General features: G+C 67.4%; 19 protein-coding genes. 14 read left to right on the top strand and 5 right to left on the bottom strand.

Features of this window, described 5'->3' with window-relative positions; all coding sequences use genetic code 11:
• Positions 1 to 678: 678 nt before the first annotated feature.
• The gene (locus ACVOKU_RS17045; RefSeq protein WP_481560465.1) at positions 679 to 2,289 is read left to right on the top strand and encodes a SulP family inorganic anion transporter; all 1,611 of its coding nucleotides are present in this window, start codon (positions 679 to 681) and stop codon (positions 2,287 to 2,289) included.
• Positions 2,290 to 2,315: 26 nt separating this feature from the next.
• Here the strand turns inward: ACVOKU_RS17045 and ACVOKU_RS17050 are convergent, their stop codons facing one another.
• On the bottom strand, positions 2,316 to 3,026 hold the full coding sequence (locus ACVOKU_RS17050; RefSeq protein ID WP_481560466.1) for a glutathione S-transferase: 711 nt from the start codon (positions 3,024 to 3,026) through the stop codon (positions 2,316 to 2,318).
• 171 nt (positions 3,027 to 3,197) lie between these two features.
• On the opposite strand from ACVOKU_RS17050, the gene ACVOKU_RS17055 reads away from it, so the two are divergent.
• The 3 genes from ACVOKU_RS17055 (at position 3,198) to ACVOKU_RS17065 (ending at position 8,235) form a co-directional block, all read left to right on the top strand.
• A complete protein-coding gene (locus ACVOKU_RS17055) occupies positions 3,198 to 4,019 on the top strand; it encodes a DUF3014 domain-containing protein (protein WP_481560467.1) in 822 nt (273 codons plus the stop codon).
• A 192-nt stretch (positions 4,020 to 4,211) separates the two neighbouring features.
• Positions 4,212 to 6,797 carry an ATP-dependent chaperone ClpB gene (clpB, locus tag ACVOKU_RS17060; protein ID WP_481560468.1) on the top strand — a complete coding sequence of 862 codons (2,586 nt, stop codon included), beginning with the start codon at positions 4,212 to 4,214 and terminating at the stop codon, positions 6,795 to 6,797.
• 151 nt (positions 6,798 to 6,948) lie between these two features.
• The gene (locus ACVOKU_RS17065; RefSeq protein WP_481560469.1) at positions 6,949 to 8,235 is read left to right on the top strand and encodes an O-acetylhomoserine aminocarboxypropyltransferase/cysteine synthase family protein; all 1,287 of its coding nucleotides are present in this window, start codon (positions 6,949 to 6,951) and stop codon (positions 8,233 to 8,235) included.
• A 181-nt stretch (positions 8,236 to 8,416) separates the two neighbouring features.
• Here the strand turns inward: ACVOKU_RS17065 and ybaL are convergent, their stop codons facing one another.
• Both ybaL and ACVOKU_RS17075 read right to left on the bottom strand, forming a co-directional pair.
• Positions 8,417 to 10,114 carry a YbaL family putative K(+) efflux transporter gene (gene ybaL, locus ACVOKU_RS17070; RefSeq protein ID WP_481560470.1) on the bottom strand — a complete coding sequence of 566 codons (1,698 nt, stop codon included), beginning with the start codon at positions 10,112 to 10,114 and terminating at the stop codon, positions 8,417 to 8,419.
• Positions 10,115 to 10,293: 179 nt separating this feature from the next.
• Complete coding sequence (locus ACVOKU_RS17075) at positions 10,294 to 12,681, bottom strand: TonB-dependent receptor plug domain-containing protein (RefSeq protein ID WP_481560471.1); 2,388 nt, start codon at positions 12,679 to 12,681, stop codon at positions 10,294 to 10,296.
• 335 nt (positions 12,682 to 13,016) lie between these two features.
• Between ACVOKU_RS17075 and ACVOKU_RS17080 the strand changes: the two genes are divergently transcribed.
• Positions 13,017 to 14,882 carry an ABC-F family ATP-binding cassette domain-containing protein gene (locus ACVOKU_RS17080; protein ID WP_481560472.1) on the top strand — a complete coding sequence of 622 codons (1,866 nt, stop codon included), beginning with the start codon at positions 13,017 to 13,019 and terminating at the stop codon, positions 14,880 to 14,882.
• 109 nt (positions 14,883 to 14,991) lie between these two features.
• On the opposite strand, the gene ampR is transcribed toward ACVOKU_RS17080, so the two are convergent.
• Entirely contained in the window at positions 14,992 to 15,855 is an 864-nt protein-coding gene (gene ampR, locus ACVOKU_RS17085) for a LysR family transcriptional regulator AmpR (protein WP_053519379.1), read from the bottom strand.
• 176 nt (positions 15,856 to 16,031) lie between these two features.
• On the opposite strand from ampR, the gene blaL2 reads away from it, so the two are divergent.
• The 3 genes from blaL2 to ACVOKU_RS17100 all read left to right on the top strand — a co-directional run bounded on the left by blaL2 (position 16,032) and on the right by ACVOKU_RS17100 (position 18,938).
• Positions 16,032 to 16,943, top strand: coding sequence for a L2 family extended-spectrum class A beta-lactamase (blaL2, locus tag ACVOKU_RS17090; protein ID WP_481560473.1), 912 nt, complete (start codon positions 16,032 to 16,034; stop codon positions 16,941 to 16,943).
• Positions 16,944 to 17,027: 84 nt separating this feature from the next.
• Positions 17,028 to 18,242 (top strand): cation:proton antiporter, encoded by a 1,215-nt coding sequence (locus ACVOKU_RS17095; protein WP_053519375.1) that lies wholly within the window; start codon positions 17,028 to 17,030, stop codon positions 18,240 to 18,242.
• Positions 18,243 to 18,290: 48 nt separating this feature from the next.
• Positions 18,291 to 18,938, top strand: a complete 648-nt coding sequence (locus ACVOKU_RS17100; RefSeq protein ID WP_193396484.1) for a hypothetical protein — start codon at positions 18,291 to 18,293, stop codon at positions 18,936 to 18,938.
• Positions 18,939 to 19,029: 91 nt separating this feature from the next.
• Here the strand turns inward: ACVOKU_RS17100 and ACVOKU_RS17105 are convergent, their stop codons facing one another.
• Positions 19,030 to 19,767: a DUF3011 domain-containing protein gene (locus tag ACVOKU_RS17105; protein WP_481560474.1), complete on the bottom strand. Its 738-nt coding sequence runs from the start codon at positions 19,765 to 19,767 to the stop codon at positions 19,030 to 19,032.
• Positions 19,768 to 19,925: 158 nt separating this feature from the next.
• Here ACVOKU_RS17105 and aspS point away from each other — a divergent pair, with 158 nt between their 5' ends.
• The 6 genes from aspS to ruvC all read left to right on the top strand — a co-directional run bounded on the left by aspS (position 19,926) and on the right by ruvC (position 25,012).
• The gene (gene aspS, locus ACVOKU_RS17110) at positions 19,926 to 21,677 is read left to right on the top strand and encodes an aspartate--tRNA ligase (RefSeq protein ID WP_053519369.1); all 1,752 of its coding nucleotides are present in this window, start codon (positions 19,926 to 19,928) and stop codon (positions 21,675 to 21,677) included.
• Between the two features lie 16 nt (positions 21,678 to 21,693).
• Entirely contained in the window at positions 21,694 to 22,017 is a 324-nt protein-coding gene (locus ACVOKU_RS17115; protein WP_481560475.1) for a DNA primase, read from the top strand.
• Between the two features lie 31 nt (positions 22,018 to 22,048).
• Positions 22,049 to 22,570 (top strand): N-acetyltransferase family protein, encoded by a 522-nt coding sequence (locus ACVOKU_RS17120; protein ID WP_481560476.1) that lies wholly within the window; start codon positions 22,049 to 22,051, stop codon positions 22,568 to 22,570.
• A gap of 79 nt (positions 22,571 to 22,649) precedes the next feature.
• The gene (locus tag ACVOKU_RS17125; protein ID WP_481560477.1) at positions 22,650 to 23,282 is read left to right on the top strand and encodes an esterase/lipase family protein; all 633 of its coding nucleotides are present in this window, start codon (positions 22,650 to 22,652) and stop codon (positions 23,280 to 23,282) included.
• A gap of 371 nt (positions 23,283 to 23,653) precedes the next feature.
• Complete coding sequence (locus tag ACVOKU_RS17130; RefSeq protein ID WP_053519361.1) at positions 23,654 to 24,385, top strand: YebC/PmpR family DNA-binding transcriptional regulator; 732 nt, start codon at positions 23,654 to 23,656, stop codon at positions 24,383 to 24,385.
• 105 nt (positions 24,386 to 24,490) lie between these two features.
• The gene (gene ruvC, locus ACVOKU_RS17135; RefSeq protein ID WP_053519359.1) at positions 24,491 to 25,012 is read left to right on the top strand and encodes a crossover junction endodeoxyribonuclease RuvC; all 522 of its coding nucleotides are present in this window, start codon (positions 24,491 to 24,493) and stop codon (positions 25,010 to 25,012) included.
• Positions 25,013 to 25,023: the final 11 nt, after the last annotated feature.

Genomic DNA, 25,023 nt, shown 5'->3' on the forward strand with positions numbered 1-25,023 from the left:
GGGGGGGGGGGGGGGGGGGGGGGGGGGGGGGGGCGGCCGTTTCTCCGCCGGGGGGTGGGGGGGCCCGCCCTACCCGCCCCCCCCCCCCCCCCCCCCCCCCCCCCACCCCGCCTTCGACAGATTCCTGTGATCTGTCGGAATGGCATGGCTGGTGCCTGATGGGTGTCGACCTTGGTCGACACGGTAGACCCACGCCATGCGTGGATGAACGAAGGAGTGATCGGGATGATCTTCTGTAGCCGAGCCATGCTCGGCTCAGAGGCTTCGCGTATGGCAGCCGAGCATGCGCTCGGCGCTACAACGAGAGCCTGCCTTTGCTTTTGATCTTTTGATTCTCTTCCGTGGCTGGCACACGCGGGAAACTGTCAGGGGCCGGGCGGGGGGGGGGGGGGGGGGGGGGGGCGCGGCAGGGGGCCCCGGCCCCACCCCCCCCGACTGGGAAACCCCGCCCCCCTGGGGGGGGGGCGCCGGGCATTGTGTCCGGGGCCATCCCCCCCGGGGTGGGGTTCTGGGCGCCCCCCGGCCCCCCCACCCGCCCGGGCCAGCCCGGGAATCTGCGATTTGCGCCCAGCCACGAGGGGCCCTGCCGTTGGCTGGAACCCATCATTCCACCGTGGAATTGGCGCGCCGGCCCCGCTGGGCCTACCATCGGCGCTCCCCACCCCCATCGCCCCTTCCATGTCCGCTCCCGCTTCCGCCGCACCACGTCGCTGGTTCGTCGCCGGTGACTTCAATGGCTTCTTCGGCCTGGTCGTCGACAACCTCTCCATCCTCGGTTTCATCGCCATGGCGTTGGTCGGCATCTTCCAGTTTCCCGCCGACGTGGTGTTCGGCCGCATGTTTCCCGGTACCGCCTTCGGCGTGCTGATCGGCAATCTGCTGTACACCCTGATGGCACGTCGGTTGGCGGCACGCACGGGGCGTGATGACGTCACGGCGATGCCGCTGGGGCTGGATGCACCCACCAGCATCGGCATGGCGTTGCTGGTGCTCGGTCCGGCGTTCGTCGCGTTCAAGCAGCAGGGCATGGACCCGCACGCCGCCGGCATTGCGACCTGGCAGCTGGGCATGGCGGCGCTGGTCATCATGGGCGCGCTCAAGCTGGTGCTCTCCTTCTTCGGCGAAGCCGTCACCCGCGCGCTGCCGCGTGCAGCGTTGCTCGGCTCCATCGCCGGCATCGCGCTGGTACTGATGGGCCTGCTGCCGTTGCTGGAAACCCTGCGTTCGCCACTGGTCGGCTTCACCACGTTGGGCCTGCTGCTGTATGTGCTGATCGCCAAGGGCCGACTGCCGGTGCGTGGCCCGGGTGTGCTGCTGGCGTTCGTGTTCGGCACCGTCCTGTACTACGGCCTCGGTCTGGCGGGACTGGGGGCCCCCGGCTTCCACGTGCCGGCGTGGACGCCGCCGCAGGTGGTGCTGCCGCTGCCGACGCTGGGCTTCCTGGACGGCCTGCCCACGGCGATGACCTACCTGCCGCTGCTGTTGCCGTTCGGCCTGCTGATGGTGGTCGGTGGCATCAACGTGTCCGAGAGCGCGCGCGCGGCCGGGGATGATTACCGCACCCGCGATATCCTGCTGGTGGAAGCAGTGGCCACGCTGGTGGCCGGTGTCTGCGGCGGTGTCGCGCAGACCACCCCCTACATCGGCCAGCCTGCATACAAGCACATGGGCGCACGCAGCGGGTACACGCTGCTGACGGGCCTGTTCGTCGGCATCGGCGGCATGCTGGGCATCATTTCCGGGCTGGTGCAGTGGCTGCCGCTGGCGGTGCTGGCGCCGATCATCGTGTACGTCGCCATCGACATCACCACCCAGGCCTTCCAGGCCACACCGCGACAGCACGCCGGAGCGATGGTGTTCGGCTTCCTGCCTTCGGTGGCCTACCTGCTGGCGATCAAGGCGCCGGGCTGGATCGCACCGGACCAGCTGCCGCAGCTGCTGACCAAGCTCGATGGACACGGCCTGCCGGAACTGGCGGTGATCTTCACCCTGGGCAATGGCTTCATCATCACCTCGATGCTGTGGATCGCGGCCGTCGCAGCGATGGTTGACGGCCGTCTGCGCCGCGCCTGCGGCTTCCTGCTGGTGGCGGCTGTGCTGACCCTGTTCGGCCTGATCCACTCGGTGGATCCGCGCGGCGGCATCTATCTGCCGTGGGACCTTGAAGGCCTGGCGCGTACCATCAGCTGGCAGTTTGCAGGGGCTTACGTGGCGCTGGCACTGCTGCTGGGGCTGTTGTCGCTGCAGAAGCAGGCGGTGAAGCCGCTGGGTGATCGCGCCGATCATTGACCGGTGACGCCGGGCATGGCCCGGCGCTACCGCTCTCCGTCCAGCTCGGCGTAGTGGCGGAAGATGCCGTTGGTGTTGAACGCCAATCGCCGCTCCGACGCGAGATAGGCAGCGATGTTCGGTCGCTTCGCCACCCGCTCCTGCAGTGCCCGCAGCAGGGGCAGGCGCGGCGTGAGTGCCTGCATCCGGCGCGGGAACATGTAGTCCAGCCCGCTCATCAGCTGGAACAGCGACAGATCCACGTAGGAGTGCTCGCGTAGTGCATGGCGGCCACCGTTGGCCGCCAGCACCTGCTCGAAATAGCCGAGGAACTTCGGCAGCCGCTCGCTGCGCAATGACGCCGCACGTGCCTTGGCTTCGGTCTTCTGTTCCTCGTAGCACTTCGACGCCGCAATCGGATGGTGGGTGTCGTGTACTTCAGCCACCAGGTCGGCAATGGTCAGCTGCAACTGCAGCGCCTGCATGCGCCGCGACGCGGCCTGCGGCACCAGATCCAGGGTCGGGCCGAGAAAATCCAGGATCGCTGCGACCTGCGCGATGACCTGTCGCCCCGCCTTGAGGAACGGGGGTGCGAACGGCTGCGCGCCCTCACTGCGGCCATCGAGAAAGGGCTGCATCACGGCGTCGCCATGTACCCGCGCCATGTCGATGTAGTCGGCGCCAGCGTCTTCCAAGGCCAATCGTACGAATTCGCCACGTCCCTGGATACCGGTCCAGTAGTACAACGCGTAGTGCATGGCACGGTCTCCCCACGACAAGGTGCACAGCCTCGCGCAGCGCGCGCAAAGCAGGCGTGAGCGTGCCCTGCGCGCGGCGCCAACCCGAACGGCACCGGAACACGCGGGGAACCCTCGGGAATCGAGAGGGTCACACCTTGTCCATGCAGGTGAAAAACGAGGGACTGCATCATGCAGAGTGGAAAGGCGGTATGGCCCTGGGTGCTGGGTGTGGTGGTGATCGGTGGCGCGGGCGGTTGGCTGTTCCGCGATCAGCTCAAGAGCCTGGCGGACGGTGTCCCGGTGCCGGTGCAGTCGCCCCCCGCCAGTGCTGGCGCACCGCCACAACCGAAGGCGGCCGCAGAAACCGCACCGGCGCCGCCCGCCATCCAGCATCCGCTGGACACCGACGCCGCGGCCGATCCCGCGCTGCCGGAACTGGCCGACAGCGATACCGCGGCCTGGGGCGCATTGAGCCAGCTGTTCCAGGGAGAGGGGCCGCTCACCCTGCTGCTGCGCGATCACCTGATCCAGCGCCTGGTGACCCAGGTCGACAATCTGGACAAGCCCAGTGTTCCGCCGAGCGCATTGGCCGCGCGGCCTCTGCCGGGGCGCCTGCAGGTCGAGCCGGGCGAGGGTGGGGAACGCATCGCCGCCAGCAACGCCGCGCGCTATGCGCCCTATGTGCAGGCATTCACCGCGCTGGACCCGGCGGCAACGGCTACGGCGTACAAGCGCTTCTACCCGTTGATCCAGCAGGCCTATGTCGATCTCGGGCGGCCGGAGGGCTACTTCAATGATCGCCTGGTGGCGGTGATCGACCATCTGCTGGAGACCCCGGAGCCGCGGCAGGCGCCCCTCGTTCAACGCGATGAACGGGGCCGCTACCGCTTCGTGGATCCGGATCTGCAGGCGCGCTCGATTGGCCAGAAGGCCTTGCTGCGCATGGATGTGGCGCAGTCCCGGGCGGTCAAGCAGCAGCTCCGGGCGATCCGCGGCGCCATCGCGCGCTGAGCGATCGCGGGCGCGGTCTGCCATGCGTAACTGATCCGGATCAACGCGCCGACCACACCCGCTCCGGCATGCTGGCCCCAGGCTGACTGGCCCCGGGGTGCAGTCGCAGCCACCCTTGAAACCGGGTGGTGCAACCGCATCTTTCCAGCATCGCCGGCACGGGCCGGCACTGACGACCGATGAGGATTCGCAATGCGGATGGACAAGCTCACCTCGCGTTTCCAGCAGGCGCTGGCGGACGCGCAGTCGTTGGCCGTGGGCCGCGACAACAGCATCATCGAACCGGTCCACGTGTTCAGCGCACTGCTGGACCAGCAGGGCGGCAGCACGCGCCCGCTGCTGGCGCAGGCCGGGGTCAATGTACCCGTGCTGCGCGAGCGCCTGGACGAGGCGCTGGACGCGCTGCCGAAGGTGTCCGGGCAGGCCGGCAACCTGTCGATCGGCAATGATCTCAACCGCCTGCTCAACCACACCGACAAGCTGGCCCAGCAGCACGGCGATGCCTTCATCGCCAGCGAGTGGTTCGTGCTGGCGGCGCTGGAGGATGGCGGCACGCTCGGCATGGCGCTGCGTGCTGCCGGTGCCGACAAGGCGCGCCTGCAGTCGGCGATCGACAAGTTGCGTGGCGGTGAGAACGTACAGTCGGAGAACGCCGAAGAGCAGCGCCAGGCGCTGGAGAAGTACACCATCGACCTGACCGCGCGCGCCGAGAGCGGCAAGCTGGACCCGGTGATCGGCCGTGACGAGGAAATCCGCCGCACCATCCAGGTACTGCAGCGCCGGACCAAGAACAACCCCGTGCTGATCGGCGAACCCGGCGTGGGCAAGACCGCGATCGTGGAAGGGCTGGCCCAGCGCATCATCAACGACGAGGTGCCCGAAGGCCTGCGTGGCAAGCGCGTGCTGTCGCTGGACATGGGCGCGTTGATCGCCGGTGCCAAGTTCCGCGGTGAATTCGAGGAGCGCCTGAAGGGCGTATTGAACGACCTGGCCAAGAACGAAGGGCAGATCATCCTGTTCATCGATGAGCTGCACACCATGGTCGGGGCCGGCAAGGCCGACGGTGCGATGGACGCCGGCAACATGCTGAAGCCGGCGCTGGCGCGTGGCGAGCTGCACTGCATCGGTGCCACCACGCTGGACGAGTACCGCAAGTACATCGAGAAGGATGCCGCACTGGAACGCCGCTTCCAGAAGGTATTCGTGGGCGAGCCTTCGGTGGAGGACACCATTGCCATCCTGCGTGGGCTGAAGGAGAAGTACGCCCTGCACCACGGCGTTGAGATCACCGACCCGGCGATCGTTGCTGCGGCCACGCTGTCCAACCGCTACATCACCGACCGCCAGCTGCCGGACAAGGCCATCGATCTGATGGACGAGGCCGCCTCGCGCCTGCGCATGGAGATCGACTCCAAGCCCGAGGAACTGGATCGGCTGGAGCGGCGCGTGATCCAGCTGAAGATCCAGCGCGAGATGCTGAAGAAGGAGAAGGACGATGCCTCGCGGCAGCGCCTTGCCGACCTGGAGAATGACATCGAGGTGCTGGAGCGCGAATTCTCCGACCTCAATGAAATCTGGAAGTCGGAGAAGGCCGCGCTGCAGGGCGCAACCAAGATCAAGGAGCAGGTGGAGCAGGCCAAGCTGGAGCTGGAAGCCGCGCAGCGCCGGCAGGATTTCGCCAGGATGAGCGAGATCCAGTATGGGCTGCTGCCCCAACTGGAAAAGCAGCTGGCGGCTGCCCAGGAAGCCGAGCACAAGGACTTCAAGCTGGTGCAGGACCGGGTGACCGATGAGGAGATCGCCGAGGTCGTGTCGCGCTGGACCGGCATCCCGGTGAACAAGATGCTCGAAGGCGAGCGCGACAAGCTGCTGCGGATGGAAGAGGTGCTGCACAACCGCGTGGTCGGCCAGGAAGAGGCGATCAAGGTGGTGTCCGACGCGGTGCGTCGCTCACGTGCGGGCCTGTCCGACCCGAACCGGCCTGCCGGCTCGTTCCTGTTCCTGGGCCCGACCGGCGTCGGCAAGACCGAACTGTGCAAGTCGCTGGCCGAATTCCTGTTCGACAGCGCCGACGCGATGATCCGCATCGACATGAGCGAGTTCATGGAGAAGCACAGCGTCGCCCGCCTGATCGGTGCGCCTCCGGGCTACGTCGGCTATGAGGAAGGGGGCTACCTGACCGAAGCCGTGCGTCGCCGTCCGTACTCGCTGATCCTGCTCGACGAGGTCGAGAAGGCGCATCCGGACGTGTTCAACATCCTGCTGCAGGTGCTGGACGATGGCCGCCTGACCGATGGCCAGGGCCGCACGGTGGACTTCCGCAATACCGTCATCGTGATGACCTCGAACCTGGGCTCGCACCAGATCCAGGACATGAGCGGTGACGACAGCCCGGAGGCCTACATGCAGATGAAGGCTGCGGTGATGGGGGTGGTGCAGGCGCACTTCCGTCCGGAGTTCATCAACCGGCTCGACGATATCGTGGTGTTTCACCCGCTGGACAAGCAGCAGATCAAGCAGATCGCGCGCATCCAGATGCGCGGGCTGGAGAAGCGGCTGGCCGAGCGCGGCCTGAAGCTGCTGGTGTCCGACGCCGCGTTCGACCTGCTGGGCAATGTGGGCTTCGATCCGGTGTACGGCGCACGCCCGCTGAAGCGCGCGATCCAGTCGCAGCTGGAGAATCCGCTGGCACAGAAGATCCTGTCGGGCGCCTTCGCCAACGGAGACACCATCGAGGTCGGCAACGACGGCGGCCACCTGGTGTTCGCCAAGGCCTGATGCCGGCCGGGTTCCCGCCCATGGGGGCGGGAACCTGCGGGCTGCCGGGCAGGTCCTGATAACCACAGGTTACGGGCTCATCGCCAGCGGCTCTCAGCGTGCGCGGTGGGGTCGCCTATCGTGCAGGTTTCCCCGGATGGAACCTGACGCGATGAGTGATCCGCAGTGGCAACTGGAAACCCTGGCCGTGCACGGCGGCTACCGGCCCGACCCGACCACGCGCGCGGTGGCGGTGCCCATCTACCAGACCGTGGCCTACGCCTTCGATGACACCCAGCATGGTGCCGATCTGTTCGATCTGAAGGTGCAGGGCAACATCTATACCCGCATCATGAATCCCACCACCGACGTGCTGGAGCAACGTCTGGCCGCGCTGGAAGGCGGGATCGGTGCGCTGGCGCTGGCCTCCGGGCAGGCTGCGATCACCTACGCGATCCAGACCATCGCCGAAGCAGGCGACAACATCGTCGCCGCCAGTGCGCTGTATGGCGGCAGCCTGAATCTGCTGGCGCATACGCTGCCGCAGTACGGCATCCAGGCGCGGTTCGCCGATCCGGTCGATCCGTCAGCCTTTGCTCCCCTCATCGACAGCCGTACCAAGGCGGTGTTCGTGGAGTCGATCGGCAATCCACGCGGGAATGTCACCGACATCGCCGCGATTGCCGAAGTCGCCCATGCCGCCGGCGTGCCCTTGATTGTCGACAACACGGTTGCCACGCCTTTCCTGCTGCGCCCGTTCGAGCATGGTGCGGATATCGTGGTGCACTCGCTGACCAAGTACCTCGGCGGCCATGGCAACAGTCTGGGGGGAGCGATCATCGATTCGGGCCGCTTCGACTGGACGGCGCAGCCACAGCGTTTCGCCCGTCTCAACCAGCCGGACCCGAGCTATCACGGTGTGGTCTACACCGACGCACTCGGCCCGGCCGCCTACATCGGCCGTGCGCGGGTGGTGCCGCTGCGCAATACCGGCGCGGCGCTGTCGCCGTTCAATGCGTTCCTGATCCTGCAGGGCATCGAGACCCTGGCCCTGCGCATGGAACGGATCAATGCCAACGCGCTGGCCGTGGCGCAGTATCTGAAGCAGCATCCCAAGGTCGCGTGGGTGCGCTATGCCGGCCTGCCGGATGACCCTGAGCATGCGGGCGCACAGCGTTACCTGCGTGGGCAGGGCTCAGGCGTGCTGACCTTCGGCCTTCCTGGAGGACGTGAGGCCGGTGCCCGCTTCCTGGACGCACTGAAGCTGTTCACGCGGCTGGTCAACCTGGGTGACGCCAAGTCGCTGGCCACCCATCCGGCATCCACCACCCACCGCCAGCTGGATGCCGATGAACTGGCCCGCGCCGGGGTCAGCGAAGACACGGTGCGGCTGTCGATCGGCATCGAGCACATCGGCGACCTGCAGGCCGACCTGCAGCAGGCGCTGGCCGGCGCCTGATAGCCAGGCGCTTGGTCGTCATCGCCAGTGGCGATCACCACCGCCGCCGCGATGCGCTACGGTGGAGCTGCCTCTCCAAGGCGTGGCACTGGTGTTACCTATCCCCGGTCGATGCGGGTCGACCGGGGATTTTTCATGGCAGCCGCCGGGCATGGCCCGGCGCTACGCCGTCCGGCCCGCCTCACACCACCGGAATGCTGTGCTGGCCGAGATTCCGGTAGGGCGGGGTGGACATGATCATCTCCGCCAGCGAATAGGCCAGCTCGCGCTCGGCCATCACCGTGCCATCGGCGCCATGTTCCAGCAGGTGCTTCACTTCAGCATCGCTGTGTGCCCGTGCCAGCAGGGTCAGCTCGGGATTGATCGCGCGCAGTTTGGCCAGCGCTTCGCCGGCTTCCAGTGGCTGCGGAATGGCCAGAACGGCGATCTTGGCGCGCTCCGGGTGGGCCTCGGCCAGCACCCGGTCGGCCGCGGCGCTGCCACGGATCGCCGCGAGGCCACTGGCATGTGCACGCTCGACATGGTCCTTGTTGTCATCGATCACCAGCACCGGTACGCCGCGGTCGCGCAGCACCTGCGCCAGCTCGCTGCCGACCCGGCCGTAGCCGATCACGATGGCGTGGTCATGCAGGTCGCGCGAGGGCCCGGTGGCTTCTTCCGGCTCCGGCGCCTGCGGCAGCTGCTCCTGCTTCACCTGCCAGCGGTCGAGCAGGCCGAACACAAGCGGATTGAGCATGATCGACACCAGTGCACCGGCCAGCACCAGCGACTGTCCTTCCTTCGGCAGGATCTGCAGCGAGACACCGAGGCCGGCGATGATGAAGGCGAACTCACCGATCTGCGCCAGGCTGGCCGAGATGGTCAGCGCGGTGCTGCTGGGGTGGCCGAACGCGCGCACGATGAAGAAGGCGGCGGCGGACTTGCCGAACATTATGATCAGCACCGTGGCCAGTACCTGCCACGGATGCTGCACGACGATGTTGGGGTCGAACAGCATGCCCACCGAAACGAAGAACAGCACCGCGAACGCATCGCGCAGCGGCAGCGAATCATGCGCCGCCTTGTGGCTCAGTTCCGATTCGTTGAGCAGCATCCCGGCGAAGAACGCGCCCAGCGCGAAGGACACGCCGAACAGCATGGCCGAACCGAAGGCCACGCCCAGTGCGATCGCCAGCACTGACAGGGTGAACAGCTCGCGCGAGCCGGTGCCGGCGATGCGTTCGAGGATCCAGGGAATGACCCGCCGGCCGACCACCAGCATCACGGCCACGAACAGGCCAAGCTGCACGAACGTCCAGCCCAGATCGGCCAGCACGCTGCCGACGGTGTGGGTTTCCTTGGCCGCATCGGGGCCGAACACGCCGGCGAGCACCGGCATCATCACCAGTGCCAGTACGCAGGCCAGATCCTCCACGATCAGCCAGCCCACTGCGATCTTGCCGCGCATGGTTTCCAGCAGGCGGCGCTCTTCCATCGCCCGCAGCAGGACCACGGTACTGGCGGTGGCCAGCGAGAAGCCGAAGATCACGCCATGCAGTGTCGGCCAGCCCATCAACCACGCCACGCCCCAGCCGAGCAGGGTGGCCACTGCGATCTGGCCGATGGCACCCGGGATGGCGATGGCCTTGACCGCCATCAGGTCCTTCAGCGAGAAGTGCAGGCCGACGCCGAACATCAGCAGCATCACGCCCAGTTCGGCCAGCTGGTTGGCCAGCGCCTGGTCGGCGACGAACCCCGGGGTGAATGGCCCCACGCAGATGCCAGCAACCAGATACCCGACCAGGGGAGACAAGCGCAGCTTGTTGGCCAACGCGCCGAAGATGAAGGCGAGCCCCAGGCCAACGGCGACGATGTTGATCAGGTCGGTGTCATGGTGCATCGGCACTCGCAGGGTTCGGGGAGGGGGATGTCCCGATTTTCACCCAAGCGGCCAGATGCAGCAAACCCGGCAGGTGGAACGGATGGTTTGAGCAGTACCGGGCCGATCCCCTCTGCCGGAACAGAAGGGATGCAGGTTCCACCGCGCCGCCGGGCATGGCCCGGCGTTACCGCTGCCGCTTACCAGGTGTACCGGATACGCCCGTACACATACGCGCCGTTGAAGCCGAACGGCGAGTAGTTGCTGTACGGCAGCATGCCGAAGGTCGAGTTCTGCAGATCCGCCGTCCGGTCCGGATACTTGTCCAGCAGATTGTCCGCGCCGACCGTCAGGGTCCAGTTGCTGCTCGGCTTGTAGCTGGCCGAGGCATCCACTACCCAGGCATCACCGTAGGTCTGGTCACGCAGCGCGGTGGCCGAATTGCGCACGGTGAACTTGCCGTAGCGGGTGGCCGCCAGGCCCAGCTCCCAGTGATCCGAGCGCCAGGTGCCGCTGAGGATCCCCTTGTCGCGCGGATAGCTGTCCTCGATGCGGCCGATCTCATCGCGGCCGATCAGCGACTGCGAAATCCCCAGCGTCGGGAACACCGACGGCGACCCGTTCACCCGCTTCACTTCGGTTTCGTTGTAGCTGTAGGCCGCCGTCAGCTCCAGGCTGCTGGCACTGAAGGGCACGGTATAGCTGGAGACGAAGTCCACGCCACGCGTGCGCGTATCCAGTGCGTTGGTGAAGTACGAGAAGGCCGTCACCTGCGGCAGGCCCAGCCCGCCCAGCAGCGCGGCGGCAGCCGGCGTGGTGGTGATGTTGGAGGACAGCGCGATGCGATCGTCAATGTCGATCTGGTACGCATCGATGGTCACGTACAGGCGGTCCACCGGCTGCAGCACCAGGCCCAGGCTGTAGCTGGTGGAGGTCTCGGCCTTCAGTGGCGAGGCGCCCAGCGCCTGTGCGGCCGGGCTGGTGGTGGGGAAGGTGCCGCGTTCGAAGAAGTCACCGTTGATGATGGTGCTGGTCACCGCCTGGTAGCCCTGCTGGCCCAGCGATGGCGCGCGGAAGCCACTGGATGCGGTGGCCCGCAGCGCGACCTTGTCGGTGAACGCGTAGCGTGCCGAAAGCTTGCCGGAGAAGCGGTCACCGAAGTCCGAATAGTCTTCGTAGCGCCCGGTGAGGCCGGCGGAGAACTTCTCGGTCAGGTCCGCTTCCAGGCCGGCGTAGACCGCATAGTTGTGGCGGTCGGTATGCACTTCATTGGTCGGGGTGAAGCCGGCGAAGCCCTGCGCGCCGCTGCCGGTGTACGAATTCAGCTCGCCCGGGTTCTGGTCCCACTTCTCCTTGCGGTACTCACCACCGAAGGACAGCGTCACCGGATAGGCCAGGCCCCAGTCCAGCGACTTGGTCAGGTCGGCATTGAAGATGTCCTGCTGGTACTTCAACGTGCCGTCGTAGAACGAGCTCGGGCTGGCCGTGCCCAGGCTGTAGTTGATGGTGTTGCGGGTGTGGAAATCCAGGGTGTTCTCGCCGTGGTTCAGGCTCAGGTCCCAGGTCCAGCCGCTGTCGGTGCTGCCCTTGACGCCGGCCACCAGTGAGCGGTCCTTGGAGTACTGGTTGATCTGCGGCACGAAGCCGTCGGGGTAGACCTGGGCCAGCAGGGCGCCCTGCCCACTGTGGTTGCGCGAGCGGTAGAACGCGAACGAGGTGATGTCGCGGTTGCTGAGCAACGCGCTGGCGTAGCCGGTAACGCGGTCGCTGAAGTCGAAGCTGGCGTTGGCCGAGGCGGCGGTCGCATCCACGCGCGGATCGCCGACCACGAAGGTCGTCTCGCCGATGCCGGGGAAATTGCCGGTGTTCGGTGTGCTGCCCTGGTAAGGACCGGCGCGGTTGCTTTCATCCTGCTGGCTGATCTGCCCGGCCACGTGCAGGCGGCCGCGGCCGCTGCCGAACTCCACGCCGGTATCGCCGGAGAGCTGGTACTTGTTGCCATCGCCGGCCGAATACTGGCCGTAGTCGACGGCCAGGCTGCCGCCGCTGCCGCTGCCCTTGAGCACGATGTTGATGACGCCGGCGATGGCGTCCGAGCCATACTGCGCCGAAGCGCCGTCGCGCAGCACTTCAACGCGCTCGATGGCGGCGATCGGAATCGCATTGATGTCCACCGCCGACGAGCCGCGGCCGATGCTGCCGTTGACGTTGATCATCGCGGAGGTGTGGCGGCGCTTGCCGTTGACCAGCACCAGCACCTGGTCCGGTGACAGGCCACGCAGCTGCGCCGGTCGCACGCCGCTGGTGCCGTCGGTCAGCGCCGGGCGCGGGAAGTTCAGCGAGGGCAGGGCACGCGACAGCGCGGTGGCCAGTTCGCTGGTGCCGGTGGACTGCAGAACCTCGGGGGTGATGATGTCGATCGGGGACTGCGATTCGGCGACCGTGCGGTCGGCCACGCGGGTACCGGTGACGATCACGGTGTCCAGTGTGTTGGCGGCAGTACCGCTCTGCTGGGCGGCGGCGAGGAACGGAGAGCCACCGAGTGCGACAGCGACGGCGGCGGCGATCAGGCTGGTCTTGCGGGTCATCGGGACGGAACTCCGGTTGGCGGGGGCGGCACCGGTATCGACATCACGAGGTGAAGCGGACGACGGTTGTTGCGGTGCGCAAAATAGGAATTAACGGGATATTCAGTGCCTGTCAAATGCCGGCCATCGGAAAAAACGTTGCAGCAGCAACCATTTAGCCGCGATGGGCATCATCATGAGAGGGGCCCGGGACACGTGCGGTGAGGACGTGGGAGAGAGGAAACGCCAGCCGCTGCGCATCCCGGGGCGCGTCAAGTATTCGTTAACGCTAGAATTGCGTCGCAGGAACAGTGCTCACCAGCACATTCCATCCGGTTATATGGACCCCTCCCCCGATGATTTCGCTTCGTAATTTCGCCTTGCGCCGCGGCGAGCGGCTGCTGTTGTCCAACGTCGACCTGACCCTGCATGCCGGTTACCGGGTGGGCGTGGTCGGCCGCAACGGTGCCGGCAAGTCCAGCCTGTTCGCGGCGGTGAAGGGCGAACTGGAGGCCGACAAGGGCGACGTCGACCTGCCCGGCAAGGTCCGCATTGCCAGCGTGGCCCAGGAAACCCCGTCGCTGCCGGATCCGGCGTTGAGCTTCGTGCTGGGTGGCGATACGGAAGTGGCCGCCGTGCTGGCCGAAGAGGCCGATGCGACCGCCCGTGAAGACTGGGAGGCGGTGGCCAATGCCCATACCCGGATGGCCGAGATGGGCGCCTATGACGCCGAAGCACGTGCCGGCAAGCTGCTGCACGGTCTCGGGTTCCCGGCCGAGACCCACCACCGCGCGGTGTCCTCCTTCTCCGGTGGCTGGCGCGTGCGCCTGAACCTGGCCCGCGCGCTGATGATGCCCAGCGACCTGCTGCTGCTCGACGAACCGACCAACCACCTCGATCTGGATGCGGTGTACTGGCTGGAACAGTGGCTGCTGAAGTACCCCGGCACGCTGCTGCTGATCTCGCATGACCGCGAGTTCCTCGACAACGTCGCCACCCACACCCTGCACCTGCATGGAGGCGGCGCCAAGCTGTACCCGGGCGGCTACACCGATTTCGAGCGCCAACGTGCCGAGCAGCTGCGCCAGCAGCAGATCGCGCACGAGAAGGAACAGGCCGAGCGGGCCCACCTGCAGAGCTTCATCGACCGCTTCAAGGCGCAGGCCAGCAAGGCCGCGCAGGCGCAGAGCCGCATGAAGCGCCTGGCCAAGCTGGCCGGTACCGAGGCCGTGCGTGCCGAGCGCGAGTTCCGTATCGAGTTCGCGCCGCCCGCCAAGCTGCCGTTCTCGCTGATCCGCCTGAATCATGTCGAGGCGGGCTATGGCCAGGACGCCGTGATCCTGCACAACGTCGGCTTTGGTCTGGAAGCGGGACAGCGCATCGGCCTGCTCGGCCCCAACGGCGCCGGCAAGACCACCGTGGTGAAGACCTTGGTGGGCGAGCTGGCACCGATTGCCGGCGAGCGCATGGCCCATCCGGACCTGAAGATCGGCTACTTCGCACAGCACACGGTCGAGTCGCTGCACGAAGGCCAGTCACCGATGGAGCATTTCCGCGAGATCGCGCCGGATGCGCCGAACCAGTCGTTCCGCGATTTCCTCGGCAAGTGGAATTTCCCGGGTGATCGTGCATTCGAGCCGGTCGATGGCTTCTCCGGGGGTGAGCGTGCGCGCCTGGCGCTGGCGCTGATCGCCTGGCAGCAGCCGAACGTGCTGCTGCTGGACGAACCGACCAACCACCTGGACCTGGAAATGCGCGAGGCGCTGGCCGAAGCGTTGGCAACCTTCGAAGGCGCGATCGTGATGGTCTCCCATGACCGCCACCTGATCGGCCTGGTCTGCGATACCTACTGGCGCGTGGCCGATGGCGTGGTCGAGCCGTTCGACGGAGATCTCGACGCCTACGCTGCGTGGCTGCGCACCCGTCCGCAGGCGCAGGGCACCAAGGCGCGCATGGAGCAGGTGGAAGAGCCGGTGGTGGTCAAGACCGCACCGGTGGCGCAGGTCGTGCAGAAGAAGCCGGTGAATCCGCACAAGCTGGCCGCGGCGGAAGCCAAGGTGGCCGAGCTGGAAGCCGGCCTGGCCGAACTGGACCGTCAACTGGCGGACCCGGCCAACTATGCCGACAGCACCCGCATGGCCGTGCTGGGCCGTGATCGCGAAACGGCCGCTGCGCAGCTGGAAAAGGCTGAAGCTGCCTGGATGGAACTGCTGGAGTCCTGATGGAGGGCGCCGGGCCATGCCCGGTGGTGTTCCCGATCCGCTTCGCTCGCCGGGCATGGCCCGGCGCTACCGCTCGTGCGCATCAGCCCGGCGCTACCGCTCGCGCGCATCAGCCCTGCGCCTGCAACCATTCGCGGAAACGTCGTGCAGGCTCACGCTCGGCGCGTGAGCGCAGCCTCGTCAGCCAGTAGCGGCCCAGTTCCAGCGTCGTGGCGAACGGCTGCAGCAGCCGTCCTTCCGCCAGTTCCTGTTCGAACATGCGCAGCGGCAGCAGGGCCACGCCGGCCCCTCCGGCAGCGGCCATGGCCAAGGTCAGCGACGAATCGAATACCGGCCCGCGCGCCTCCACGCCGCTGACCCCGGCCGCCTGCAGCCAGCGCGGCCACTCGTCATTGCGATAGGAGCGCAGCAGCGGCAGCGTGCCCAGATCACGCGGCTGTTTCAGCCGGCGTGCCAGGGCGGGGGCGCACAGCGGTGCGAACGGCGCATCCAGGATCGCCGTGCAGGCCTGCCCCTGCCAGTCGCCCTCACCGAAGCGGATGGCCAGGTCCAGGCCTTCGCCGGCAAGATCGATGCGGTTGTTGTGCGTCTGCACGCGAAGCTCGATATCCGGATGCGTGGCCTCGAACGCGGCCAGGCGTGGCAGCAGCCAGCCGGTGGCGAAGGTGCCCACCACGCCCAGCGTCAGCACTTCGCGGGCCGCTCCCCCCGTGTAGCGCGCGATGCTGGCCGAGATGCGCTCGAACGCTTCGTTGAGCACCGGGAACAGCGCGGCGCCTTCATCGGTGAGGGCGACGCCGCGAGGCAGGCGATGGAACAGGCGGATCCCCAGCCGGTCCTCCAGCCCCCGGATCTGATGGCTCAACGCGGCCTGGCTGACGCACAGCTCAAGCGCGGCGCGGGTGAAGTTCTGGTGGCGGGCCGCTGCTTCGAAGGCGCGCAGGGCGTTGAGCGGCAGAGTCGGATGCAGCATCGGAAAGCCGTGAGCTGAAATGATGACTGATCGTAGCGGGATCCGGACGGCTCGTGGAATCTCCGTTGAATGCCCTTCTTAGGCATGAATGAAATTGATGGCACATGCTGAAAAAACGCGCTGGTCAGGCGCGGCGGGGGCTTTCGATAATCGGGTTCGCTTTCCGGAGGTCCTGCATGTTGCCCCGTCGACGATTCCTTCAGTTCAGTACTTCAGCAGTGGTGTCTTCGCTGGCGCTGCCGCTGATCGCCCGTGCCGCCAGCAGGAGTGTCGGCCCGGCCCCGGCGGCCGGCGCGATCGAAGCCGCCATGGACTTTGCCGCCCTGGAAAAGGCCTGCGCGGGCCGGCTTGGCGTGACCGTGCTGGATACCGCCAGCGGTCGCCGCATCGGCCATCGCCAGGATGAGCGTTTCCCGCTGTGCAGCACGTTCAAGACGGTGCTGGCGGCCACCGTGCTGGACCAGTCACGGCGCGTGCCCGGACTGCTGGACAGGCGCGTGCCGGTGCGCGAGGCCGACCTGCTCTCGCATGCGCCGGTGGCGCGCCGCCACGCCGGCAAGGATCTGACCGTGCGCGACCTGTGCCGGGCAACGATCATCACCAGCGACAACACGGCGGCCAATCTGTTGTTCGACGTGGTTGGCGGGCCGCCCGCCGTGACGGCCTTCCTGCGCGCTCAGGGCGACAGCGTGACCCGCAGCGATCGTCTCGAGCCGGAACTGAACAGCTTCGCCGAGGGTGATCCACGTGACACCACCACGCCGGCGGCGATGGCCGCGACCCTGCAGCGGCTGGTGCTGGGCGATGCGCTGGCGCCGGTCGCGCGCCAGCAACTGGCCGACTGGCTGATCGACAACGAAACCGGCGATGCGTGCCTGCGCGCAGGGCTGGGCGCGCGCTGGCGGGTGGGCGACAAGACCGGCAGCAATGGCGAGGATGCACGCAATGACACCGCCGTGTTGTGGCCCATGGGGGGAGGGGCACCCTGGGTGATTACGGCCTACCTGCAGGCTGCGGACATCAGCAACGATCAACGCGCCAGCGTGCTGGCGCAGGTTGGACGCATCGCGGACAGGCTGATCGGCTGACGCCCGCCAGTCTCCGGGCCGGGCTTGCTCCGAGGGTCGTGCGCGCGCATCCTGCGCGCGTTCGAAACCACACGGAAGTCCCCCATGAGTCATGAGTTGATCTACCTGCTGCTGATCTTCGCGCTGCTGGTGATCCCGCGCGCGCTGCAGCGCTTCAGCCTGCCCGCACCGCTCACCTGCCTGCTGTTCGGGATCATCGGCATGCTCTGGCTCGGGGACCAGGCGCACGACGCGGTGATCGGGCTGCTGGCCACGCTCGGCATCTCGTCCCTGTTCCTGTTCGCAGGTCTGGAGGTCGATCTGCAGGCGTTGCGCCGTGGCATGTGGCCCCTGCTGGCGCATCTTGTGGTGCGCAGCGCCACCCTGTTCGGCGTCGGCTGGCTGGCCTGGCGCTACGCCGGCCTGCCGTGGCAGGCCGCGGGCCTGCTGGCTCTGGCACTGCTGACGCCCTCCACGGGTTTCATCATGGATTCGCTGTCGCGGCTGGGTCTGAGCGAGGACGAGCGGTTCTGGGTGACCAGCAAGGCCATCGCCGGAGAGCTGCTGGCGCTGGCGGCACTGTTCATCGTGCTGCAGGCAGGCGATCCGGGTCACATGGCCCTGTCCAGCCTGGCCCTGCTGGCGATGATGGTCGGCCTGCCGCTGCTGTTCATCGCGCTGGGTCGCTGGGTGGCGCCGCACGCGCCCGGTTCGGAGTTCTCGCTGCTGGTCATGGTGGGCATGGTTGCTGCCTACATCACCTACCTGCTGGGGGTGTATTACCTGGTGGGCGCCTTCATCGCAGGCCTGGTCGCACGGCTGCTGCACCAGCGCATGCCGCTGCTGGCCTCGCACGAGAACCTGCATGCGCTGCGGCTGTTCGCATCGTTCTTCGTGCCGTTCTACTTCTTCAATGCGGGCACCAAGGTGCCCGCCGAGGCATTGAGCTTCGAAGCGCTGGGGCTGGGCATCGTGATCACCCTGGTGGTGCTGCCGCTGCGTATCGGCGTGGTCTGGCTGCAGCGCCGGCTGATGTTCGGCGAGAGTTTCCGCAGCAGTCTGCGCGTGTCGCTGGCGTTGGCGCCAACATTGATCTTCACCCTGGTCCTGGCCGCGATCATGCGTGAGCGGTTCCAGATTCCGGCGGTGCTGTTCGGCGCATTGCTGCTGTACGCAGCGCTGACCACACTGCTGCCGTCGCTGGTGTTCCGCACGCCCTTCGATGTCGACCCGGTCGAGCAGGAACCGGACGGGGCGGGCGAGGCCGCACCCGTGGCGGCAACCGAGACCCTGGCGGAGGGCGTGGACACGGGGCGTTGAACGGGCGAGTGGTTTGCGCGGGCCGGCCATGGCCGTTAGGGTTGGGGCATGAAACTGCCTGCCCTCGTCACTGCTTCTGTCGCCCTGCTCACGCTCGCAGCCTGCTCACAGCCCTCGCATACGGTCGCCCACGACGTGGCGACGGCTCCGGCCGACGCCTTCATGGCTGCGATCGCCGCCCACTGCGGCCAGGCGTACGAGGGCAAAGTGGTGGAGGACACGCCGGCACCGACCGGCAAGGACCCCTTCGCCGGGCAGCGGCTGGTCATGCACGTGCGGGGCTGTGCCGATCCCGGGCATGAGCTGCGCATCCCCTTCCATGTCGGCGACGATCATTCGCGGACCTGGGTCCTGACCCGCACCGAGAGTGGGCTGCGGCTCAAGCACGATCACCGGCATGCCGATGGCAGCCCCGATGCGATCACGCTGTATGGCGGCGACAGCCGTCCGCCGGGTACCGCCGAACGCCAGCAGTTCCCGGCCGATGCCGATTCGGTGGCCATGTTCCGCCGCGCCGACATGCTGGCGTCTACCCACAACGTGTGGGCGATGGAGATCGAGCCGGACCAGCGCTTCGTCTACGAGCTGACCCGGCCCGAAGGCCGCCGCTTCCGCGTGCAGTTCGATCTGAGCAAGCCGGTGGCGTTGCCGCCAGCACCGTGGGGCGATGAGGCCCCGCCGGCAACCGCACCGTAGCGCTCGAATCGGGCCTCGCAGTACCGGGCCATCCCCGGCGAGCGCGGCGGCGCCGGTGTTGGTGCCGCCGCGCGTCCGCAGGTTCGTTCGCTCAGCGCGTGCCGAAGCGGGCCCGGCAGCCGTTGCTCACCCAGACCTGGCCCCGCGCATAGCCCCAGCTGCGGCCCTCCTGGCAGGCGCTGCCCGACAGCTGCTGTTGCAGCACGGGCCGGCCCTGGCGCTCGTCCCAGTCACAGTTCTGGGTGCGGTTGTTGTTGCTGCTGCAGGTGATGGAGTAATTGCTGTTGCCGCCGCCGCTCCAGCCGCCGTTGCCGCCGCCCCAGCCACCGCGGGCTTCAGCGAACTCGGCGCGGCAGCCATTGCTGACCCACACCGCGCCATTGCGCACGCCCCAGGTGCGGCCTTCCTGGCAGGGACTGCCGGACAACTGGCGGACCAGGCGGGCATTGCGCCAGCCGACCGGACAGCTGCGTTCACGGTTGTTCTGGCTTTCGCAGCGGATGGTGTTGCCGTTGTTGCCCCCCCAACCGCCATTGCCACCGCCCCAGCCGCCGCGGCCCTCGACGAATTCGGCGCGGCAGCCGTTGTTGACCCAGATGCTGCCGTTGCGGCTGCCCCAGGTGCGGCCTTCCTGGCAGGCCGAGCCGGACAGCTGGCGCACCAGCTGCGCGCTGCGCCAGCCGGTAGTGCAGACCCGTTCGCGGTTGTTCTGGCTTTCGCAGCGGATGACGCCGTTCTGCGCGGCAGCGGGGGCGGGGGAGAGGGTGAGCCCGGCGAGGGCGCCCAGGCTGAGGGTGACGGCCAGGCTGGCCAGGGACAGCGTTTTCATGGCGAATCCCCATACGGTGTGTGGTGCGCGACTATAAGGACGGAACGGATAAAGCCCGTGTGACTGCCCCGCATTTGCCCCGGCCGGGGCCTCGGCCGCAGAATACGGGGCTTTCCGGCCCCATCGGGTGCCGGCGTTCTCCAGCGGAGCTTTCCCCCATGCGTACCCACTTCTGCGGCCTGGTCGACGAGACCCTGATTGGCCAGACTGTCACCCTCGCCGGCTGGACCGACGTGGCCCGTAACCAGGGCGGCGTCTGCTTCATCGATCTGCGCGATCATGAAGGCATCGTGCAGGTGACGGTCGAGGTCGACAACGCCGAAGTGTTCGCGGTCGCGGCCAGCCTGGGCTACGAGGATGTGCTGCAGGTGGAAGGCGTGGTGCGTGCCCGCCACGCGGTGAACGACAAGATGGCCACCGGCAGGGTGGAAGTGATCGCCACGGCCATTACCGTGCTGAACAAGGCGGCGCCGCTGCCGTTCCACGCCCACGAGAATCCGGGCGAAGATACCCGCCTGAAGTACCGCTACCTGGACCTGCGCCGCCCGGAAATGCAGCGCATGCAGCGCACCCGCATCAAGCTGGTGCAGGCGCTGCGCCGTCACCTGGATGCGCGTGGCTTCCAGGACATCGAAACCCCGATCCTGACCAAGGCCACCCCGGAGGGCGCGCGCGACTTCCTGGTGCCGGCGCGCATGCATCCGGGCGAGTTCTACGCTCTGCCGCAGAGCCCGCAGCTGTTCAAGCAGATCCTGATGGTGGCCGGCTTCGACCGTTACTACCAGATCGCGCGCTGCTTCCGCGATGAAGCACTGCGTGCCGACCGCCAGCTGGAATTCACCCAGCTGGACATGGAGTTCGCCTTCGTGCGCGAGCGCGACGTGCAGGATTTCGTCGAAGAGATGATCCGCGCCATCTTCAAGGAAGTGGTGGATGTCGACCTGGATGCCAGCTTCCCGCGCATGACCTGGGCCGAAGCGATGCGCCGCTATGGGTCGGACAAGCCGGACCTGCGCATCGCGCTGGAACTGGTGGACGTGGCCGAGCTGGTCAAGGGCAGTGAGTTCCCGGTGTTCACCGGCCCGGCCAACGACGCCGATGGTCGCGTCGCCGCGCTGCGCATCCCCGGTGGCGCAGCGTTGAGCCGCAAGCAGATCGATGAGTACGCTGCGCACGCCGCCAAGTACGGCGCCAAGGGCCTGGCCTACATCAAGATCGCCGACAACGGCGAGGTCAGCTCGCCGATCCAGAAGTTCTTCAGCGAAGACGCCTTCGCCGCGCTGGTTGCCCACGTCGGCGCCGGCAAGGGTGACATCGTGTTCTTCGGTGCCGGTGGCTACAACAAGGTCTCCGACTTCATGGGCGCGCTGCGCCTGAAGGCCGGCAAGGACTTCGGCCTGGTCGCCGATGGCTGGCGCCCGTTGTGGGTCACCGATTTCCCGATGTTCGAATGGGATGACGAGGCGCAGCGCTATGTCGCCCTGCATCACCCCTTCACCGCACCGGCCGTGGACGATATCGCCGACCTGCGCGCCAATGCCCGTACCGCGGTCTCGCGCGGCTATGACATGGTGCTCAACGGCAATGAAATCGGCGGCGGCTCGATCCGTATCCATCGCCCGGACATGCAGAGCGCGGTGTTCGAGCTGCTCGGCATCGGCGCCGAAGAAGCGCGTGCCAAGTTCGGTTTCCTGCTCGACGCGCTGAACTACGGCGCGCCGCCGCACGGCGGCATCGCATTCGGCATCGACCGCATCGCCGCGCTGATGGCCGGTACCGAGTCGATCCGCGACGTCATCCCGTTCCCGAAGACCACCGGTGCACAGGATCTGATGACCGACGCGCCGTCGCCGATCGTCGACGAGCAGCTGGCCGAAGTGCACATCCAGGTTCGCCCCAAGAAAAACTGATCAGGAGATCCAGGCAATGACCGAGTTTGCGTTTTCGCTGGAGTGGGAAAAGCTGGGCAATGAGGGCTCCGAGGCCAACCTGGTCACCGAGCGGGCACGCGTGTTCGGTGGTTGGCTGGTCCGCGTCGGTACCAATCCGGCGGCGATGGCCCTGACCTTCGTCGCCGACGGCGAAGGCCGCTGGGACGGTGAAGACTTCGGCGTCGAGGATTACGAAGACGACGAAGAGGAAGAAGAGTACGACGAGGACGAGGAAGGCGAAGAAGCGGACGAGGACGAAGAGGAGTACGAGGAAGAGGACGAGGAAGACGAAGACGCGGAATCGCCCGAGAAGGCTTGACCCGCCCTTCGCGCTGACGTCAACTTCCTGCATGTACTCGATCCGCCGCGCCACCGTGGATGACGCGCCGACCTTGTCGGCGCTGGCCGCACGCACGTTCACCGAGACCTTCGGCCACCTGTATCCGCCGCAGGACCTGCAGGCTTTCCTGCAGGAGTCCTACACGGTCGAGCGCCAGCGCACGATCCTCGCTCACCCGGATTACGCCGTGTGGTTGCTGGAGCGGGAAGGGGAGGCGGTCGGTCATGCCGCCGCCGGCCCCTGTGGCCTGCCCCATCCGGACGTGAAAGCGGGGGATGGCGAGCTCAAGCGCCTGTATCTGATCAAGTCGCAGCAGAGTTGTGGCTGGGGCAGCCGCCTGCTGGAAACCGCCCTGGCGTGGCTGGAGCGCGAGGGCCCGAGGACACTGTGGCTGGGCGTGTGGTCGGAGAACTTCGGCGCACAGCGCTTCTATGCCCGTTACGGCTTCGAGAAGGCCGGGCAGTACCTGTTCCCGGTCGGCCAGACCAACGATCTGGAGTTCATCCTGCGCCGCGCGCCGCGAACGGCCTGAGCGCGTTCACCGCCGCTTTCTGCCGGCCTGTGTTCAATCACCTCACGTTTTCGCCCCGCTGATCGCCAGGCTGTTGCACATGACACCCCCCGTACTGCTGCTCCATGGCATCTGGAACGCCCGCGCCTGGGTAGGGCCGCTGGCGTGGCGCCTGCGCGCGCGCGGGTTCCGGGTGCAGACCTTTGGCTATTCCTCCGTGTTCGGCGGCCCGGATGTAGCGGTACCTCAGCTGTTGGAGCGTCTGGCCGATGCCGGACCACTGTCGCTGGTCGGCCACAGCCTTGGTGGGCTGCTGGCGCTGGAGGCACTGCGCCGGCAACCGCAGCTGCAGGTGGAGCGCGTGGTCTGCCTTGGCTCGCCGCTGCGCGGCAGCGGTACCGCGCGTTCGCTGTCCGAGCATGGCTGGGGCCTGGCCTTGGGCCGCAGCAGCGAACTGCTGCTTGACGGCCTGCCCGACTGGCAGGGCACGGCTGCGGTCGGCCTGATCGCCGGTTCGGTGCCGCATGGGCTGGGCAGCCTGCTCGGCGCGATCGACGATGCCTCCGACGGCACGGTGGCGCTGGCGGAAACCCGCCTGCCGGGTCTGGCCGATCATTGCGTGGTGCGTACCAGCCACAGTGGCCTGGTGGTTTCGCCCGATGCTGCACGGCAGACCGCGCACTTCCTGCGCCACGGCCGGTTCGATCACAGCCGCGACGCTGCGGCCGCATAGGCGCCCGGTCGATGCGCACCGTCCGCCGGGCATGGCCCGGCGCTACCCCGGCAACGATCCTGCGGTGCATTTCCCGGTAGCGCCGGGCCATGCCCGGCGAGCCCAGCGGCGGCGCAGGCCGGCGGCGCATTCGCGGTAGCGCCGGGCCATGCCCGGCGAGCGCAGCGGCGTCTCAGGCAGGCGGCGCATTTCCCGGTAGCGCCGGGCCATGCCCGGCGAGCGCAGCGGCGTCTCAGGTAGGCGGTGCATTTCCCGGTAGCGCCGGGCCATGCCCGGCGAGCACAGCGGCGCCCAACCCCCTAGACACGGTTGCAGCGCCCGATCAGGTAGAATCCGCGCCTTGATCCTGAAGCAGCCAGACGGTAGCACCCATGGGTAGAGGCCCCTCCATCGAAGCCCGCAAGAACGCGTCCGACGCGAAGCGCGGCAAGATTTTCACCAAGATCATCCGCGAGATCGGCGTGGCCGCGCGCGGCGGTGGAGGCGACCCCAACAACAACCCGCGCCTGCGCGTGGCGATGGACAAGGGCCTGGCCGTGAACATGTCCAAGGACGTGATCGAACGTGCGATCAAGAAGGCCACCGGTGAGCTGGAAGGCGTCGACTACGAGGAAGTGCGCTACGAGGGCTATGCGCCCGGCGGTGTGGCGGTGATCGTTGATTGCCTGACCGACAACCGCGTGCGCACCGTGGCCGATGTCCGCCACGCGTTCAGCAAATGCGGCGGCAACATGGGTACCGAGGGCTCGGTGGCCTTCATGTTCAAGCGCCTGGGCGTGCTCAGCTTTGCCCCGGGTGCCGACGAGGAGGCGATCACCGAAGCGGCCATCGAGGCGGGCGCCGATGACATCGTCGTCTATCCGGACGATGGCTCGATCGACGTGGTCACCAGCCCTGACGCATTCAACGCGGTAAAGGAGGCGATGACTGCCGCGGGGCATCTTGCCGACCACGCCGAGATCACCTTCCGCGCCGACAACGACATCAAGGTCGAGGGCGAGGTCGCCCTGCAGGTCCGCAAGCTGCTGGACATGCTTGAAGACCTCGACGACGTGCAGGACGTGTATTCGAACGCCGAACTCGGCGCCGACGCCTACGCCTGAGCCGTCACCGACGGCCTGGGCGCGGGCCGTTGAACGGTCACCGCGGACAGTCATGAGCCCATACGCCTGCCAGCGCTTCCCGTTCCGCACCGCCAGGAGCGCGGCATGACCCGCATCCTCGGCATCGACCCCGGTTCACAGCGGACCGGGGTGGGCATCATCGATGTCGATGCCGCAGGGCGCGTCATCCACGTCCATCACCAGCCCCTGGTGCTGCTGGGCGCCGACGATTTCCCGCAGCGGATGAAGCTGCTGGTGCTGGGCCTGGCCGACCTGTGCCGCGAGTACCAGCCGCAGGAAGTGGCGATCGAGCGCGTGTTCATGGCGCGCAACCCCGATTCGGCGCTGAAGCTGGGCCAGGCCCGCGGCGCAGCCATTTCGGCCGTGGTGCTGCGCGACCTGCCGGTGCACGAATACGCCGCCAGCGAGATCAAGCTGGCCGTGGTCGGTCGTGGTGGCGCGGAAAAGCAACAGGTTCAACACATGGTCGGGCTCATGCTCAACCTGAAAACCAAGCTGCAGGCCGACGCGGCCGACGCGTTGGCGGTAGCGATCACCCACGCCCACGTAAGGGCGACGGCCAACCGCCTGGGGCTCAGCGCCCGCCAGGCGTGGGGTCGCAAATGAGGAGCTGCACG

This window comes from Stenotrophomonas sp. STEN147 (genome assembly GCF_056757995.1).

Coding starts and splice junctions, on each gene's coding strand:
- ACVOKU_RS17045 (WP_481560465.1), top strand. CDS start 679: ATGTCCGCTCCCGCTTCCGCCGCACCACGTCGCTGGTTCGTCGCCGGT.
- ACVOKU_RS17050 (WP_481560466.1), bottom strand. CDS start 3,026: ATGCACTACGCGTTGTACTACTGGACCGGTATCCAGGGACGTGGCGAA.
- ACVOKU_RS17055 (WP_481560467.1), top strand. CDS start 3,198: ATGCAGAGTGGAAAGGCGGTATGGCCCTGGGTGCTGGGTGTGGTGGTG.
- clpB (WP_481560468.1), top strand. CDS start 4,212: ATGCGGATGGACAAGCTCACCTCGCGTTTCCAGCAGGCGCTGGCGGAC.
- ACVOKU_RS17065 (WP_481560469.1), top strand. CDS start 6,949: ATGAGTGATCCGCAGTGGCAACTGGAAACCCTGGCCGTGCACGGCGGC.
- ybaL (WP_481560470.1), bottom strand. CDS start 10,114: ATGCACCATGACACCGACCTGATCAACATCGTCGCCGTTGGCCTGGGG.
- ACVOKU_RS17075 (WP_481560471.1), bottom strand. CDS start 12,681: ATGACCCGCAAGACCAGCCTGATCGCCGCCGCCGTCGCTGTCGCACTC.
- ACVOKU_RS17080 (WP_481560472.1), top strand. CDS start 13,017: ATGATTTCGCTTCGTAATTTCGCCTTGCGCCGCGGCGAGCGGCTGCTG.
- ampR (WP_053519379.1), bottom strand. CDS start 15,855: ATGCTGCATCCGACTCTGCCGCTCAACGCCCTGCGCGCCTTCGAAGCA.
- blaL2 (WP_481560473.1), top strand. CDS start 16,032: ATGTTGCCCCGTCGACGATTCCTTCAGTTCAGTACTTCAGCAGTGGTG.
- ACVOKU_RS17095 (WP_053519375.1), top strand. CDS start 17,028: ATGAGTCATGAGTTGATCTACCTGCTGCTGATCTTCGCGCTGCTGGTG.
- ACVOKU_RS17100 (WP_193396484.1), top strand. CDS start 18,291: ATGAAACTGCCTGCCCTCGTCACTGCTTCTGTCGCCCTGCTCACGCTC.
- ACVOKU_RS17105 (WP_481560474.1), bottom strand. CDS start 19,767: ATGAAAACGCTGTCCCTGGCCAGCCTGGCCGTCACCCTCAGCCTGGGC.
- aspS (WP_053519369.1), top strand. CDS start 19,926: ATGCGTACCCACTTCTGCGGCCTGGTCGACGAGACCCTGATTGGCCAG.
- ACVOKU_RS17115 (WP_481560475.1), top strand. CDS start 21,694: ATGACCGAGTTTGCGTTTTCGCTGGAGTGGGAAAAGCTGGGCAATGAG.
- ACVOKU_RS17120 (WP_481560476.1), top strand. CDS start 22,049: ATGTACTCGATCCGCCGCGCCACCGTGGATGACGCGCCGACCTTGTCG.
- ACVOKU_RS17125 (WP_481560477.1), top strand. CDS start 22,650: ATGACACCCCCCGTACTGCTGCTCCATGGCATCTGGAACGCCCGCGCC.
- ACVOKU_RS17130 (WP_053519361.1), top strand. CDS start 23,654: ATGGGTAGAGGCCCCTCCATCGAAGCCCGCAAGAACGCGTCCGACGCG.
- ruvC (WP_053519359.1), top strand. CDS start 24,491: ATGACCCGCATCCTCGGCATCGACCCCGGTTCACAGCGGACCGGGGTG.